Here is a 15,493-nt window from a genome sequence, read left to right on the forward strand (position 1 = left end):
TTTATTTAAAACATCACCTAAGCCCCTTTTAGCATTAATTCTTCTATTTTAGTCTCAGAAATTTCAGGATTTGCTCCAACTGACGCAGCTACCAAAGCCCCAACAGCACAAGCAAAATCAATTGCTCTTTGTGGGTTATTATTATTTGCAAGCAAAGAAGTAATCAAAGCTCCAAGAAAAGAATCTCCTGCACCTACTGTATCTGCCACTTTTATTGGATAACCATCATTACGATACAGTTTACCTTCCCATAACAACAGTGCTCCATGTTTTCCCTTAGTTACACACAAAGCAGTAGAATTTGTTTTTTGGGCTATAAACTCCATGTTCTCTTCTAAGCTTGTATAAGGAGAATCCATAACAGTTGTAATTTCTAATAACTCTTCATCATTAAACTTTATAAAATTAGCAGATTGCATAAGCCTTTCGATTATCTCATACGAATAATGTGGCTTTCTTAAATTGACATCAAAAACCTTATAAACATTATTGTTAAGTAGCTCTTCTAACGCCAAACGAGATACTGAATCTCTACAGACCAAACTCCCATAAATAAGCACATCTGCTTCGGCAACCAATTTTCTGGCAGTGGTATTAAGAACGATCTTATCCCAAGCCGATGGATAATTAATTTCATAACTAGCAGAGCCTTTATCGTCTAAAGAAACCTGAACGATACCTGTTGGAAATTCTTCTGATTTAATAATTGCATTGGTTTCTAGTCCTAATTTTTTTACATGATCTATAATTGCAATTCCATCAGCATCATTACCCACGCAACTTATCATTGCAACATCACAACCTAGTGTTTTCATTCGCAAAGCAACATTGAGGGGTGCTCCGCCTATTTTCTTTTCATTCTCAAATATATCCCAAAGTACCTCACCATAAGATACAGCCTTAAGTTTTTTATTATTATTCATTCTAAAATATTTTATAGTATAATCATTAAAGTCAGTACCGCTAAAACAAAACCGAACTATTAGCTAACGCGTTGGTTGTAAATTACAAAAATTATATTCAAAAAAGATAAAATTAAAATTAAGAGTTAAGTATCTATTTTATAAAATCAATTCCAACGAGATATTCACAAACAAAAAAGACAAGTCTGTTCGACTTGCCTTTTAGTAAATTATGATTGCAATTAAGCTTTTTGCAATTGAAGAATATGTTTTTTTCTTTGTATAAATATAAAAGTAATAAGTATTCCCAAAGCAGACATTCCAACACCTATTAAATTAGGTGATGCATAACTATATCCTGCTATTAAGGGTAATCCGCCTAAAAAAGCTCCTAGCGCATTTCCTATATTAAAACTTGCCTGAATTGCTGCTGAAGCAATCATTTCGGCTCCTGTTGCTGTTTGAATCATTAACATCTGAATTGGAGCTACAATCGAAAACGAAACACAACCTGTTAAGAATGTTAAAAATAAAGAAGCATATTGATTAGAAGAAAAAGAATAAACCAAAAACAAATCGATTGCCATTACCAAAAGCAACATCATTACTGTTGTAGCTGGTGAAAATTTATCGGCTAATTTTCCTCCTATAAAATTTCCAATCACCATTCCTAACCCTGCTAAGATTAAAATATAAGGAACGTTCTCAGGAGAAAATCCTGAAACATTTGTTAGTAAGGGTGCGATATAACTAATCCAAGAAAACAATCCTCCAAAACCAATAGCTGTTATTGCAATAATCAGCCAAGCCTCAGCTTTCTTAAAAAACTGCAATTGACTTTTCATACTTTCACCTGTATTAGATTCTAAATTTGGCATCCATAAGTAAATAAAAAGAAATGTCAGTAATCCAATTACTGCAATGAGGACAAATGTATAACGCCATAAAAAATGATGCCCAATATAAGTTCCAATTGGAACACCAATTAAATTAGCCAATGTTAATCCAGCAAACATAATAGAAACTGCCTGCGCTTCTTTTCCTTTATCTGCAAGACGACTTGCTACAACTGCTCCCACTCCAAAAAAAGCTCCATGTGGTAATCCTGAGAGTAATCTTGATGCAAACAAAATTTCATAAGTAGGTGCAATAATCGAAAGCGCATTAAATACAGCCAACATCATTGCCAAAATTAAAAGCATTTTTTTTGGTGGATAATTTCTACCTATAATAACTAACAAAGGTGCACCAATTACAACACCTAAAGCATAAGCAGAAATTAAATATCCTGCCACTGGAATTGAAACCTTCATGTTAAGAGCAATATCTGGTAATAAACCCATCATCACAAACTCTGTGATCCCAATAGTTAAACCGCCCAATGAGAGCGCAATAAGACTTTTTTTCATTTAAATATACAAGAAAAGGAATAGATTTTCTATGGGGCAAATTTACTCCTTCCAAGCATAAAACAAATTGTATATTTATGACATAAACTTGTACATATCAAGCATACTAAAAATCTAATAAGTTCGAAAACTGCTTTTGTTTTTAACAAGAACCGAATCATTTTATCTGAATTACAATTCTTTAATTATTTTTTAGAAGCGTTCACAGGACTTTTAAAAATCGTATCCAATATATGTTGACATATAGAGGTACTTTCAATTTTTTCAGATGCAACTGTTTTACTTATAAATATTGGTTTATCTGCATCATTTTCTGGGGTACATCCATGCGAACCCTTAACCAATGTAGCATCAAGAGGTATGACATTCATAAGGGTACGGAATCCCAGTTTTTTCCGAATTAATTTAAAAATGATACGCGGTAGAATCAATTTTTTCTTGGGGTCTAAAAATAGTTCTACCGGATCATATCCCGTTTTTTTATGAATTTCTACTGTACGGGCAAAATCGGGTGCTTTATTATCATCTAGCCAATAATAATAAGTAAACCAACTATCTTGATTTGCAACAAGTACAAGATTACCTGCACGCTCATGATTGAGATGATGTGCTTTTTTTCCTGTATCATCCAAAACTTTTGCAACTCCTGGTATTTTTTCGAGCAATTTTTTAAGTTCAGGAATTTCTCTTTTGTCTTTAACATATATATGTGCTATCTGATGGTCCGCAAGTGCAAATGCCTTACATTCTCCTGTATCTAATAATTCCAATCCTCGTTCTTCTCTTATTTGCAAATAACCCTGAGTACGTAAAAATCTATTGATATGAATTGGTTCTGTAACCTTAGTAATTCCATATTCGGATAAAACAATAACTTGTACGCCATTGTTTTCATAAAACTCAATCAAATCTTTACATACTTTATCTATGTCCTTTACTTCTTTATCAATTTCAGGTGCTTTAGGAGCGTACTTTTGGCAGCAATAATCCAAATGTGGTAAATAAATTAAAGTAAGCGTAGGATTGTACCATTCATAAACCAATTTAGATGCTTTGGCAATCCACTCACTTGAACGTATTGTTGTTTTGGGTCCCCAAAAATCAAATAACGGAAATACCCCTAACTCGCTTTGTAAGCGATCTCGCAAGTTGGCAGGTTTTGAGTAAGAATCCGGTTTTTTTTGTCCGTCTGCCCAATACTGTGGACGAGGTGTTACTGTAAAATCAGCATCTGAATACATATTGTACCACCAAAACAAATTGGCACATGTAAAAGTTGGATCTATTTCCCTTGCCAGATCCCATATTCGTGGAGATTGTATTAGCTTGTTGGACTGTTTCCACATTTTTATTTCGGCATCACTCCTATCATACCATCCATTACCCACAATACCATGCTCTGAAGGCCATTTACCTGTTAAATAAGTAGTTTGAGCCGAACAGGTAAGTGCGGGAAGTACTGGTTCAACAATACTTAAATACCCATTTTTTTTAAGCCATTGATGCAAAAAAAGTTCTGAATCCTGAAGTATAGTAGTTGTAAGTCCCACTACATTAATAACGACTGTTTGTTGCATTTTCTTTGATATTAATAGGCCTTAATTCTTATTTTGTGATCCCCTTATTTTTTTTAAATAACACTTACTTCATCGGTTACTCTATTTATAACCCATTTTAATTCTCTCTCAATCGATTCGGTTAAATCTGCTTGTAAATGAACGGGGAGTACTTGCCATGTATAGGTTTCTATTTCTAAGTGCTGAGTAAATTCTTTTTTACGCCAGCTTTCCAAAATATCTGTAATATCATTTTGAGTAGATTGTAATAATTGGTAATCTTCTATAAATATTGGTACGTGAAAATGCGTGCGAAGCTCTTTAAAATCGGCACGTTTCATTGCTTCTATTCCCTTACTTAAATCATTAAACTTGAGCAATTCCCCACTTGTCGTTTTAATTACTGCCTGATGTAAATAAGTAGGTTCATCAAAACTGCGTAAACATTGCTGCATTTTATCAATGGGTACACTTGCTGATGCAGTACATTTGAGAGCAGCACTAATTTGTAATTTCCCAATCTTCAAACCATGGTTCTCCATTTTTTGAAGTACTTCTTCGCTTTTTTCAAAACCTATTGCAAAATGACAAACATCATAACAAAGCTGTATATGATTACGCATGTGTTCTTGTGCTTGCGATAAACTGCACACAAGAGTAGTAGCTAATAATGTTGCTCCTTCCTTGAGTAAATAATCTTCAAAAAAAGCGATGTATTCGTCACTATTTTCGATTATACCATCAGGTTCTGGTTCAATATCCAGATGCATCATTATATCTTTAAATTCATAAAACCCCGCCAATTGCGCAACTACAGCTACTAGATGTTTTGTTGCAATTTGCTTGGCTTCTATAAGGCTAGCTTCTGTTGTATGCCAATGCTTGTAAGAAAGCGGAGAGGTCGAAATTCCTCCTTCTATTCCTGGTGGTAAAAGTTGCCCCAGAATGGTAAAAAGCAACTGAGTATAATTTAATCTATCGTTGCTTGTCCAGTCTGGCAAATGAACTTTATCTTTTACAGGCTCATTATGAAAATTCCCATACGGAAATCCATTTAGAGTAAACACATACATTTCATTTCGTAACAACCATTTCTTAAAAATCTGGATATTGTTGTTCAGCATTAATTCCGTAGCTGCCTGATGCGAAAGACGTAAGCCGATACCAAAAGGTTTATCGGGAGATACTTCTTTCTTGAGAGGAATGCAATACCTTACAATACTTTCAAAAACAGCACACCATGATTCACCTGCATGAATATTGGTACAGTAACTTAGATGACCATTTTCACTAATTAACATACTTCTGTATTTAATAAACAAAACGAATAAAGATATTGAACCGACTCGGCAATTAATTCACTATTAAGCGAATGCACTTCCTCGCCTGTACCAATATCACTTAATAACATAATTGTAAGCTGTCCGCCAAGATGTTCTCTAAACTCATCTAATCCTTTTAAAACCTCATCAAGTTGATTTTCAAGAACTGGATGGGTTATCGCAAATCCTAACGCTAAGAAGCATTTTAAAATTCGTTCTAAACTAGGTTTGTCGATTTTTTTTAGTAAAAAAGAATAGGTAACATCTAGCGCAATACCAATTGCTACAGCTTCGCCATGAGTAATTTCATAATTGGTAAGTTGCTCCATTTTATGTGCTGCCCAATGTCCAAAATCTAAAGGACGCGAAGATCCCTTCTCAAAAGGATCTCCTTTTTTAGAAATATGATCCGTGTGTAAAGCTGCACAACGAATAATGAGCGTTTCCATAACTAAAACATCTCTATTGTTGAGGGCCTGCGTATTGTTTTCTATCCAATCAAAAAAAGATACATCTTTAATAAGAGCTACTTTTATAGCTTCGGATATTCCGGATCGCCAATTGCGTTCGTTTAAAGTAGTTAAAAAATCAGAATCATTAAGTACTGCATATGGTGGCGCAAATGTGCCGAGAAAGTTTTTTTTACCAAAATAATTCATGCTGTTCTTTACTCCTACACCCGAATCATTTTGAGACAAAACTGTTGTAGGTATTCGGATAAGGCGCACGCCACGATGTGCAATTGCCGCCGCATACCCTACAGCATCTAGTACAGCTCCTCCTCCTATTGCTATAAGAAAAGAATGTCTGTCTATTTTGTTATTATTTATTAATTCTAGTACGGCTTCTATGTATTCGGAGCTGTTCTTAACGTCCTCACCTCCTTGTATCACAAGTATATTAGCCTCGGTAATTGCAAATTGGTACTCATTAAAATAATGAATAACCTTTGTTATAAAGTGACTCATAGAATCGACAACTCCTTTATCAATTACAATTGTTATTTTAGGCTGCTGATATCCAGGTTCTTTTTTAATCACATCAATAAGCGATGGATTATTAACATCAAATAGTGAACGACTAAAAATGATGTCATAATTAAATGACACTTGAAAATTTTGCTGAAGTAGGTGTTGATATTTCATTTTTGGGGAGATATAATCAGGTGACTGCAAATTTTTTGGATAATAAAATAGATATTGGTAATAAAGCTAATACTAACAATGCAAAAAGCAATCCTGCTGAGCCTGCTACATAACTCGCATTGAGCGGAATTAATGAAAGTACTCCTGTTTTTACAGCTTTTTGTATTGTAGCTGGTTGGTTGTAAATGAAAGCTTTGTATTTTGCAAAAAAATTAATTCCATACCAAAAAAGAAGAAAGGGTAATAAAATCCAAAACCTAAATCCTAGTAATTGCCCTATGTAAACAAATAAAACTACTACTATTGCATCTAGCAGTAAAGCAACAAGAATAGCTGCTTTATTATTTCCTGAAGCTTCTTTTTTGGCAGTAAGCGTAATCGCAGCAATAAATAAAATGGGAATGATACCTATGTACCAATAATTAAAAACAGTATCATTACTAATACTCATTCCTAAAAGTAAATTACCTCCTCGACAAAGGCCCATATTTAAAGGTCCTACAACAGGATAATGTTTACTTATTTTATCATAACTAAGCGCTAAAAAACTAATGATAAGTGCTAAAATGCCACTAAGAACCGAAACTATAAAGGCAAGTCCAATTCCCATTAACAACATGAAGCATCCTAATAAAATTGCTTCATTTTTACTAACCAAACCACGGGGAAGTACTCTTTCTGGACGATTTATAGTATCTGATTCTAAATCGAAAATATCATTAAATACAATTCCGCCGCCATATAAACCAATGGTCGAAAGTACTAATAATATCAGGTCAACTATAAAATGGCTACTGTTAGTATCAAAAATTAAAACTCCCGAAATAGCAATACCCGCAAGAATATCTGTCACCGCAGTAACGATATTTGCGGGACGCAATAAGGTTAATAAATAAAATAATTTGCTGGACATTTAGTTTTCGATAATAATATTCGGATATACAATTTCCTTGGCTTCTTGACCTCTAAGAACACTACTTCCTTCAAAGAGTGAATCTTGTGTAACTGTCATTTCATTTTTCCAGTCTTCTTCCTGCATCTGACCGCTTTGAGAATAAGCCGTTAGTGCATTTTTATAACAAGTTAAATGAACATCTTCTTTGGCAATTCCTTTTTCAAGCATTAAAGCTGCTGTTTTAGGAACTGATAAAGGATCACTTACACCCCAATCGGCAGAACTATCTACAATAATACGCTCAGATCCGTATTGTTTTACAACTTCAACCATACGCTCATTACCCATTTTGGTATTTGGGTAAATCGTAAAAGCTGCCCAATATCCTCTATCCAAAACTTGCTTAGCAGTTTCTTCATTATTATGGTCGATAACTACCATATGAGGGGCAATGCCGTGTTCTTCCAGCACATCCATACTTCTGATAGTTCCATTTTTTTTATCCCTGTGTGGCGTATGAACCATAACTGGTAAATTGAATTTTAGTGCCAGCTCAATCTGTAACCTAAAATATTTATCCTCGGCTGGTGTTTGATCATCATAACCAATCTCGCCAATAGCTACAACACCTTCTTTTGCAGCAAATAGAGGTAATAAATCCATTACCTTTTCTGCAAGAGCTTCATTGTTTGCTTCTTTTGAGTTTAAACCAATCGTACAATAATGCTTAATTCCAAATTGAGAAGCTCTAAACCTTTCCCAACCTACCAAAGTGCTAAAGTAATCTTTGAATGAAGAAGCCTCTGTACGGGCTTGCCCTAACCAAAAAGCAGGTTCAATAACTGCCACAATACCTGCGGCACGCATAGCTTGGTAATCATCAGTTGTTCTGGATACCATGTGAATATGTGGATCTATATAATACATATGCTAAGAATTTAATTGTGAATAATATTTTGTTCCTATTTCGTTCCATGTAATAGTACTGTCAAGCAATACCTCATCTGGAATTTCACTTTCATTATAAAAAGAACTTTCTTTTAACGTTTTTATAGCTGCTTGTTTTGTTAGTGTATCTCCGGTATGTATAGCATTTACTAAATCGGTTGCTATTTCCTGATTTACATAACCGTCAACTAATCTCCATATTTCTGGTGACACTAATCTGCCTGCCGACCAGCGTTCGTGGATATAATCATGCACTATTAAGGCTAATTTCTCATTTTTACGTAAGTCTAAATCGATGATTTTATACAACGGACGTCCCATGAAAACTGCTTTTAAAACCAATTGATTCCAAGGATCAATTGGTAAATACTTTGCAGTAAAAGGATTTGTTAATGCGATTGCATCAAAAACGGCAACCATATTTGTTCTGATTCCTTCCTGAACCATCAAAACAAAATCCGAAGCATTCTTTAAAAAAAACAAGCCTTTGTACAGACAAACAAGCTCTTTTATAGCTGCCATCTCGGCTAAGTTTTTTATTACTTCAACATTTTGTTGTATCGGAAGATGAATCATTAATAAACAGCGACATAGTTGTTGTAAATCCCAATTACTTTGTGTAAAACCGGGATATAATTCTTCAAGTACATTTTTTTCCTGCGCAGTCCATTCTGGAATAATCGGAGCGATTTTTCTAGAGATTAACCCAAAATTCTGGAAAAACTGTACACTGTTCTCAAAGGCAATATTACTTTCAAACCATTCTAGTTCGGATCCCGAAAGTTTACTCTGGATTACTGCTTTTATTATTTCTCCAGAATCAGTTTTGATTGCTGTTTCTATCATTGCTCTTATGAATTTACTAATTACACTATCACAATCTTTTTACTTCAAAATATTCTCTCGAATCACCAAAGAATTATTATCCGGATCTCTAAAAAAGAAAAACTGGTCAACATATCCTTTGTTTGATATATTAGAAATGATTTCTGTACCATCTATTACATCAATTACTACATTTTGAGTTTTAAAATAATCCAGCGTTGTCTGGATATCATCAACAATAAAAGTGGGTACGGTTCCAGTTTCAGGCAATGGATAAAAAGGGGTATCAATATCTTTGTATAACCCAAGCATAAATCCATTCTCGTCTTTAGAATCTGAGTCTAATTGCATAAAAGATTCCGCACCAAAATTTCCATCAGAATTAAGTGTGTATTTGTCATCAATCTTAAATCCAAGAATTTCCTCATAGAATTTTTTGGATTTAAGAATATCGCTCACCGATAATTTAATGACTACTGTTTTTGACTTGAATTTCATTTTAGAATTTTTCTATTTTCATTCCATTATTTATTCTCCAACAACATATTCAAAACTAGGTCCTGCTACATATCCCGGATGATTAGGATCCGGAATAGCCAATAGTTTAATAGCATACAATCGTAAAGAATACATTACTCCCATTGCTGTATTAATTTTCTCTGGTTCTCCGTTAAACGTTTCATGTAAACTATTAAGTAATGAAGTATAGTTGTAATTAAAAAACTTACTATTAACATAAGCTTGAGAATCCTTAGGATAATCATTCATTTTGGGGTTAGGCCACATATTAGGTACTAGTTTCGGATTGAAAGGAATTTTAGGTTCCCCAAACATATAGCCACCTGCAGGATCTACTTGTATTGTTTTACCTCTATAAATTTCTTCAAAACGATAATAGTGAGCCAATTCTTGAACATTTCCATCATCAATTGGAGTAATAAATGGATCAGTTGTAGTCCCTTCTCCCTGATCAATTATGATGTCAATTCCTCTTTTTGCAGTTTCTTCATCAATAATTGGAAACAATAAAGTTGAGTCGAAAAATTTCTCATAGGTCATTTGATATTTTGGATTACCTACAAATATTGTTTTACCTTCTGCTTTTGCAGCGGCTTCAAGTTCACTTATTATTTCTTTTATTCTGGTATAAAACACACCTATAGTAATTACACCTGGGCTTACCGCAAGATTATTTATATGGATAGGGTTTTCAGGTTCTTCAATTGCCATAAAAACATCATGTATCAGTTTCAAAGAAAATTTCTCCAGCGGAACTACTAACCCTTCTGATACTGACCCTGGTAATGGCCCTGGATATGTTGGGATAAAACCTGGCTTGTTTAAAACTGGCTTTCCTCCTATCGCATTTAATATATTACAAGCAATAGATAAATGAAGCATTTCTTCACCAACTACTGAACCTATTAAATTTGATATCTGATCATTACCAGTATCAAAAAGCGTGAAATTTGCTGTTAAATAAGGCGGAATTGTTGAATGTTCCAACTCAATGGCAGTTTGTAATGCCTTTTTAAGATCTGCAAGAGTTTCTAATTTTATTGTTTTTAAGAATATCATAATCAATTTTTTATTTTTATGAGTACTATGCTTTATTTTCAGTTGCTGTATTATCAATAATACTTTGCAAGTAATTCAAGATAACAGTCTTTTTATATTTAGAAAGATCTCTCGTTGCAGGCATATAATTGGGATCTTCGGGATCTTTGCTAAAAACTAAATGTAATATTTGGGCGTTATTTTCAAACACCGCTCTATCAGCCAGATTAAAGATTCCTTTCGACATCAACGGATACAAATTGGCATATTGCTGCATGATAGGCTGGATAAAACTGTCCCAATCAAGCACTATTTCTGTGGCTGGAGCACCAGAGTAAATCAAAAGACTAATAAAATTAGATTGATTACAATCTTTAGCAAATTTTTGTGTACTTAAAGTATATGAAATTCCATACACTTGCCCATCAATATATACTCTTGGGTTTCCAGGATCAGGAGCTATAAACTCTAATCTAGCTTTTCCGTTTGCATCTGTCGTAATTTCAACTGGCTTTTTCCCAGAAAAATAAAGTATTGGCGGGACTCCTATTACTGGCACAACTGGTGGTGGTGGTGAAGCGAGTAATTTTTTCGTGTCATCTTGTAATTGAATAATTGCATTTGGAAGCGCTTTTCCAAGATGGGTTGCATGAAAATTAACCTTACAATTATCATCCGGATCTAATCGAAATACGAATTGATCAGCACATACATAGTCGACTGACTCCGCATAAATTGCAGTTGAAGTTCGGGTTGTTTCTAAAGTAAAAACATTCTTTGGAGAAGTTATAATCTGCGTAATAGCAAGTGGATACTTAGTTGCAAGATTCAGTTGTTCATCTGAGAGTGGAAAAGTAAAGATTCCAGATGTCCCCATATACCAATCCGGACTTGCGTAATCTATTTTCCCAATATCCACATAGCCTTCTGATTTACCACTATTTGTATCTATAACAAGGTGTAAATCTACAATTGATTTTACGACTCCACCAGTATTAAATTGTAAAGCATTTCCAAAGTCAAGTACGACTTGTTTCAATTTTTCATCTACTAAGGCTGTAGCATAATTGTAAGTCTTTCCTAAAGGAAATAATTGTCTTCCCAATACGAAATGTTTAGGTTCAATGCTACTTGAAGGTCCAATTGAACCTGCAATTCTTCCCAATGTAAATCCAGCAGAAGTATTATCTCCGTTATATCTATCCACAGTAAACTGTATTGATAATTGCTTAGCACTTACAGCTTTTAACTCATTAAGATATCTAGAATTCACTATTCCAAAATTCCAATCAATATTTTTTATAATCGACTGATACGAAGCTGCTGCTGCTCCATCGGCTGTTTTATCAACCGACCTTGAAAACCAAATATTAGTGAATGCAGCCACTTCATAATCTCCTTTCACAAGGGTATTTCCTTCATTACTTACAATTCGTACAATAAACCCCCAAAGCTCAGAAACCATTTGTTGTTGAGTATCCAAATCTACAATTTTGCCTGCGGTACGCGCATCAGTATCCATTACAGACATACCAATGATCGGATCTAATAGTGGATTATCAGTACTTGTTCCATCTTGATACGTAACACTTGTAATTTTGCAACCTATAAATCGCCAGTTTCCGGTACCATCAGGATTCCACCAACCGTTTTCCTGACCTTGGCCATAATTTTGATACTTAGTTTCAAATGTTTCATTATTAAAATGTGTAGGATCATTATTGACAGTCGAAGGATCGGCCTGGAACTGTCCTGAAAAGGTAAGACGAGGGACGTTTAAATATGACATATTACTATTTTAAGTTTATAATTAATTAGGTAGATTCTTAGTGGGGGCAATTATGCAAAAAATATAATTTCATGAAATTGTCAGATTTAATATTTGCATAATTCAAATTTAACAAGTTAAATAGCGCTAAAATCAGGTATAAATACCTGATTTTAAAAATAAAAGAACATTTCTTTTCATGACAATTTTATTTCAAATAATCCTTTAATCCTAAATATTAATAATTTAGCTTTCGCAGAAACAAAAAAACTAACACTAACCTAAAATAAACAGAATGAATATAGTCGAACTCAATTTCTCGATCGTAATCTTGATTTTTGGTTCACTTATTATGCTTTCATTTCTAAAAATTACAAATCCACTAAACGTATATCAAAGCACTTTGCATTGATTATTTTTATTCTAATGAAAATCAATAAACGAATTAGGAATTAATTATCTACGTACCGAAGTGGCAATTAGTGATGCTTTGAAATATTTTCAGTAAAAAAATAAAAAATAAAAGAACCTCAACTATAGTATTGTTAACTTTGTAAATCTCTAATTTCATAAGAAATAAAGTCTATAATGCTTAAACACTATTCGGTAGCAATATATCCTCCTGAACCAATCATTGCTATAATTAAAGCAATGAAAGAACAACTAGCTAAGGAAGTCGGATGGTTTAATAGCAAAAACTCGGTTGCGCATAATACCATTTGCGAATTCAAAGTTTCCGACAAAGAACTTGAACTTGTCAAATCTAAATTAAACCGATTGTGCGATAGTTTTGAACCATTTGAAATACAATTAGACCGTTTTAATTCATACACAAATGGTGCATTTGTTATAACTCCTAATGAAGTTTCTAAAAACAAATTAAAACCAATCATGAAACGGGTTCAACAATCGCTTCTTATCACTAATATGAAAAAAAGCGATAACCCACATCTATCAATTGCCCGAAGATTAAGCCCAGAGAACATCAAAATTGCAAACCAGATTTTTACCACAGTCGATATCAATTTTGTATGCGATAACATTGTATTGAGACAGTTTGACGATACCATAAAACAATTTATAGTAATTGATACTTTCAAATTTAATAGTAACCCGCAACCAGAGTTAATACAAGGAACTCTTTTTTAGAATAAAAGCGATTTAAATCCCCAATAAATTTATTTTGTATATTTGAATCTTACAAGTCCTTTATATGAAAACGACTTCAATCGACCAATTTTATAAAGAAATTACAAAAGGTTCAGATATTGAACCTAGCTCGCTATTACCCAATGATATAAAAAAAGAAATTGGACACTTTAATGTTTTTAATATAAAAGAGCTTTGGGAAAAATTTCAGGATAAACCCGTTATGGCTTATGATCGAAGAGCTTATTATAAAATAAGTTTGATCCGAGGAAAAAACAGAGCTGAATATGCAAACAAAGTAATTGACATTAAAAAAAATGCCATCTTGTTTGCAACTCCTAAAATACCTTACCATTATGTTCCTCTAAACACAGACCAATCAGGTCATTTTTGTGTTTTTACATCCGAATTTATAACCGGAAATAAAAACGGAATAGAACTAGATGAGCTTCCTATATTTAAATCCGATGGCTATCCTATTTTTGAGCTTAGCGATGACGAAACTACCGAAATCGAGCTAATTTTCAAAAAGATACACACAGAAATTAATTCTGATTATGCCTATAAATATGATTTAATTCGTAATTATGTGTCAGAATTAATCCATTTTGGACAAAAACTACAACCTATAACAGCTTTATATTCCAAACATAATTCGGCAGCAAGAGTTTCTTCTTTGTTTATAGAATTGCTTGAAAGACAATTTCCCATAGAGTCTCCACATCAAAAAATAGAATTAAAAACGGCCAAAGACTTTGCTGCTCGATTATCTATTCATGTAAACCACCTTAATAAAGTACTAAAAGAAAATACAGGTAAAACTACTACCGAATTAATAAGTAGCCGACTAACACAAGAAGCAAAAATTTTACTAAAAGAAACCAACTGGAATGTATCTGAAATTGCATACACACTTGGCTTTGAAGAGTTAGCTCATTTTTCTAATTTCTTCAAAAAACAAACCACACTTACTCCCTTATCATTCCGATTATAATTAATTGCATTTGAATTTTGCAAACATCTGATTGAAATTTACAATTAGCTAGTTAACCTTCACATTTACCTTTGTTCTTTCATTTATAAACAAATATAAAAATGGTAGCAAATACAAAAATAGCCTTAGTAACTGGAGGCAGCAGAGGATTAGGAAAAAATATGGCAATCAGTATTGCTAAAAAAGGAATCGACGTAATACTTACCTATAATAGTAATGAAGATGAAGCTAAAATCGTAGTATCTGAAATTGAAAAATTGGGGCAAAAAGCTGTCGCCTTACAACTTAATACTGGCGGAAATATAAAAAGTTTTGATGTTTTTTATACCCAAATTGCAACTGCATTGAGAGATACTTTTCACGCAGAACGTTTTGACTTCTTAATCAATAATGCAGGTATTGGAATTAATACTCCTTTTTCAGAAACTACCGAGGATCAATTTGATCAATTAATGAACATCAACTACAAAGGAGTCTATTTTTTGACCCAAAAAGCATTGCCTTTTTTAAAAGACGGAGGACGAATAATTAATATTTCAACAGGATTAGCACGATTTACCGGACCTGGTTATTCTGCATATGCATCTATGAAAGGGGCAATAGAAACACTTACAAAATATTTGGCAAAAGAGCTTGGTAGCCGCAAAATCACAGTCAATGTTGTAGCACCAGGAGCTATAGAAACTGATTTTGGAGGTGGAGCTGTTAGAGATATTCAACAATATAATGATTATGTGAAATCAGTAACAGCATTAGGTCGTGCCGGATTACCTGATGATATTGGCGGTGTTGTAGCTTTTTTATGTACCGAAGATGCCCGATGGATTAATGCACAACGCATTGAAGTTTCGGGAGGAATGAATCTGTAAAACTTCTTTGTCTTAAAAAAATTAAGCTCCGTGAAAATAGGAGCTTAATTAATCTTAAAACAATTACAATCAGTTATTCCTTTTTACAAAATTATTTTATTTTTTTATCAGACCATAATAACAATACAGTAAGAATGCACATTATAAGCGAATT

At 33.5% G+C, this 15,493-nt stretch carries 14 protein-coding genes; 3 read left to right on the forward strand and 11 right to left on the reverse strand.

All coding sequences use genetic code 11. The features are described 5' to 3' along the window. Window positions 1–17 precede the first annotated feature (17 nt). The 11 genes from OIU80_RS16780 to OIU80_RS16830 form a co-directional block, all read right to left on the reverse strand. A complete protein-coding gene (locus OIU80_RS16780) occupies window positions 18–923 on the reverse strand; it encodes a carbohydrate kinase family protein (protein WP_264288140.1) in 906 nt (301 codons plus the stop codon). 221 nt (window positions 924–1,144) lie between these two features. Then, window positions 1,145–2,311: an MFS transporter gene (locus OIU80_RS16785; RefSeq protein WP_264288141.1), complete on the reverse strand. Its 1,167-nt coding sequence runs from the start codon at window positions 2,309–2,311 to the stop codon at window positions 1,145–1,147. Window positions 2,312–2,496: 185 nt separating this feature from the next. Then, on the reverse strand, window positions 2,497–3,888 hold the full coding sequence (locus OIU80_RS16790) for an alkaline phosphatase family protein (protein WP_264288142.1): 1,392 nt from the start codon (window positions 3,886–3,888) through the stop codon (window positions 2,497–2,499). Window positions 3,889–3,941: 53 nt separating this feature from the next. Further along, window positions 3,942–5,168, reverse strand: a complete 1,227-nt coding sequence (eboE, locus tag OIU80_RS16795; RefSeq protein WP_264288143.1) for a metabolite traffic protein EboE — start codon at window positions 5,166–5,168, stop codon at window positions 3,942–3,944. Then, a complete protein-coding gene (locus OIU80_RS16800) occupies window positions 5,162–6,334 on the reverse strand; it encodes a 3-dehydroquinate synthase (RefSeq protein WP_264288144.1) in 1,173 nt (390 codons plus the stop codon). Before OIU80_RS16800 ends, eboE begins: the two co-directional genes overlap by 7 nt. 16 nt (window positions 6,335–6,350) lie before the next feature. Continuing rightward, a complete protein-coding gene (gene eboC, locus OIU80_RS16805) occupies window positions 6,351–7,247 on the reverse strand; it encodes a UbiA-like protein EboC (protein WP_264288145.1) in 897 nt (298 codons plus the stop codon). After that, complete coding sequence (locus tag OIU80_RS16810; RefSeq protein ID WP_264288146.1) at window positions 7,248–8,156, reverse strand: TatD family hydrolase; 909 nt, start codon at window positions 8,154–8,156, stop codon at window positions 7,248–7,250. Between the two features lie 3 nt (window positions 8,157–8,159). Next, window positions 8,160–9,023 (reverse strand): EboA domain-containing protein, encoded by an 864-nt coding sequence (locus OIU80_RS16815; RefSeq protein ID WP_264288147.1) that lies wholly within the window; start codon window positions 9,021–9,023, stop codon window positions 8,160–8,162. A gap of 39 nt (window positions 9,024–9,062) precedes the next feature. After that, a complete protein-coding gene (locus tag OIU80_RS16820) occupies window positions 9,063–9,500 on the reverse strand; it encodes a VOC family protein (RefSeq protein ID WP_264288148.1) in 438 nt (145 codons plus the stop codon). Window positions 9,501–9,530: 30 nt separating this feature from the next. Beyond that, on the reverse strand, window positions 9,531–10,580 hold the full coding sequence (locus OIU80_RS16825) for a ferritin-like domain-containing protein (protein WP_264288149.1): 1,050 nt from the start codon (window positions 10,578–10,580) through the stop codon (window positions 9,531–9,533). A 25-nt stretch (window positions 10,581–10,605) separates the two neighbouring features. Beyond that, window positions 10,606–12,348 (reverse strand): hypothetical protein, encoded by a 1,743-nt coding sequence (locus OIU80_RS16830; RefSeq protein ID WP_264288150.1) that lies wholly within the window; start codon window positions 12,346–12,348, stop codon window positions 10,606–10,608. 567 nt (window positions 12,349–12,915) lie between these two features. On the opposite strand from OIU80_RS16830, the gene OIU80_RS16835 reads away from it, so the two are divergent. The 3 genes from OIU80_RS16835 (at window position 12,916) to OIU80_RS16845 (ending at window position 15,339) form a co-directional block, all read left to right on the forward strand. Then, entirely contained in the window at window positions 12,916–13,476 is a 561-nt protein-coding gene (locus tag OIU80_RS16835) for a 2'-5' RNA ligase family protein (protein ID WP_264288151.1), read from the forward strand. 64 nt (window positions 13,477–13,540) lie between these two features. Continuing rightward, entirely contained in the window at window positions 13,541–14,470 is a 930-nt protein-coding gene (locus OIU80_RS16840; protein WP_264288152.1) for a helix-turn-helix domain-containing protein, read from the forward strand. Window positions 14,471–14,571: 101 nt separating this feature from the next. Further along, window positions 14,572–15,339: an SDR family oxidoreductase gene (locus OIU80_RS16845; protein ID WP_264288153.1), complete on the forward strand. Its 768-nt coding sequence runs from the start codon at window positions 14,572–14,574 to the stop codon at window positions 15,337–15,339. The last annotated feature ends 154 nt before the right edge of the window (window positions 15,340–15,493 follow it).

The sequence above is a fragment of the Flavobacterium frigoritolerans genome, assembly GCF_025847275.1.
GTDB classification, from domain to species: domain Bacteria; phylum Bacteroidota; class Bacteroidia; order Flavobacteriales; family Flavobacteriaceae; genus Flavobacterium; species Flavobacterium frigoritolerans.

Bases quoted from the DNA above. Each gene is read 5' to 3' on its own strand.
- OIU80_RS16780 (WP_264288140.1), bottom strand. From the start codon at position 923: ATGAATAATAATAAAAAACTTAAGGCTGTATCTTATGGTGAGGTACTT.
- OIU80_RS16785 (WP_264288141.1), bottom strand. From the start codon at position 2,311: ATGAAAAAAAGTCTTATTGCGCTCTCATTGGGCGGTTTAACTATTGGG.
- OIU80_RS16790 (WP_264288142.1), bottom strand. From the start codon at position 3,888: ATGCAACAAACAGTCGTTATTAATGTAGTGGGACTTACAACTACTATA.
- eboE (WP_264288143.1), bottom strand. From the start codon at position 5,168: ATGTTAATTAGTGAAAATGGTCATCTAAGTTACTGTACCAATATTCAT.
- OIU80_RS16800 (WP_264288144.1), bottom strand. From the start codon at position 6,334: ATGAAATATCAACACCTACTTCAGCAAAATTTTCAAGTGTCATTTAAT.
- eboC (WP_264288145.1), bottom strand. From the start codon at position 7,247: ATGTCCAGCAAATTATTTTATTTATTAACCTTATTGCGTCCCGCAAAT.
- OIU80_RS16810 (WP_264288146.1), bottom strand. From the start codon at position 8,156: ATGTATTATATAGATCCACATATTCACATGGTATCCAGAACAACTGAT.
- OIU80_RS16815 (WP_264288147.1), bottom strand. From the start codon at position 9,023: ATGATAGAAACAGCAATCAAAACTGATTCTGGAGAAATAATAAAAGCA.
- OIU80_RS16820 (WP_264288148.1), bottom strand. From the start codon at position 9,500: ATGAAATTCAAGTCAAAAACAGTAGTCATTAAATTATCGGTGAGCGAT.
- OIU80_RS16825 (WP_264288149.1), bottom strand. From the start codon at position 10,580: ATGATATTCTTAAAAACAATAAAATTAGAAACTCTTGCAGATCTTAAA.
- OIU80_RS16830 (WP_264288150.1), bottom strand. From the start codon at position 12,348: ATGTCATATTTAAACGTCCCTCGTCTTACCTTTTCAGGACAGTTCCAG.
- OIU80_RS16835 (WP_264288151.1), top strand. From the start codon at position 12,916: ATGCTTAAACACTATTCGGTAGCAATATATCCTCCTGAACCAATCATT.
- OIU80_RS16840 (WP_264288152.1), top strand. From the start codon at position 13,541: ATGAAAACGACTTCAATCGACCAATTTTATAAAGAAATTACAAAAGGT.
- OIU80_RS16845 (WP_264288153.1), top strand. From the start codon at position 14,572: ATGGTAGCAAATACAAAAATAGCCTTAGTAACTGGAGGCAGCAGAGGA.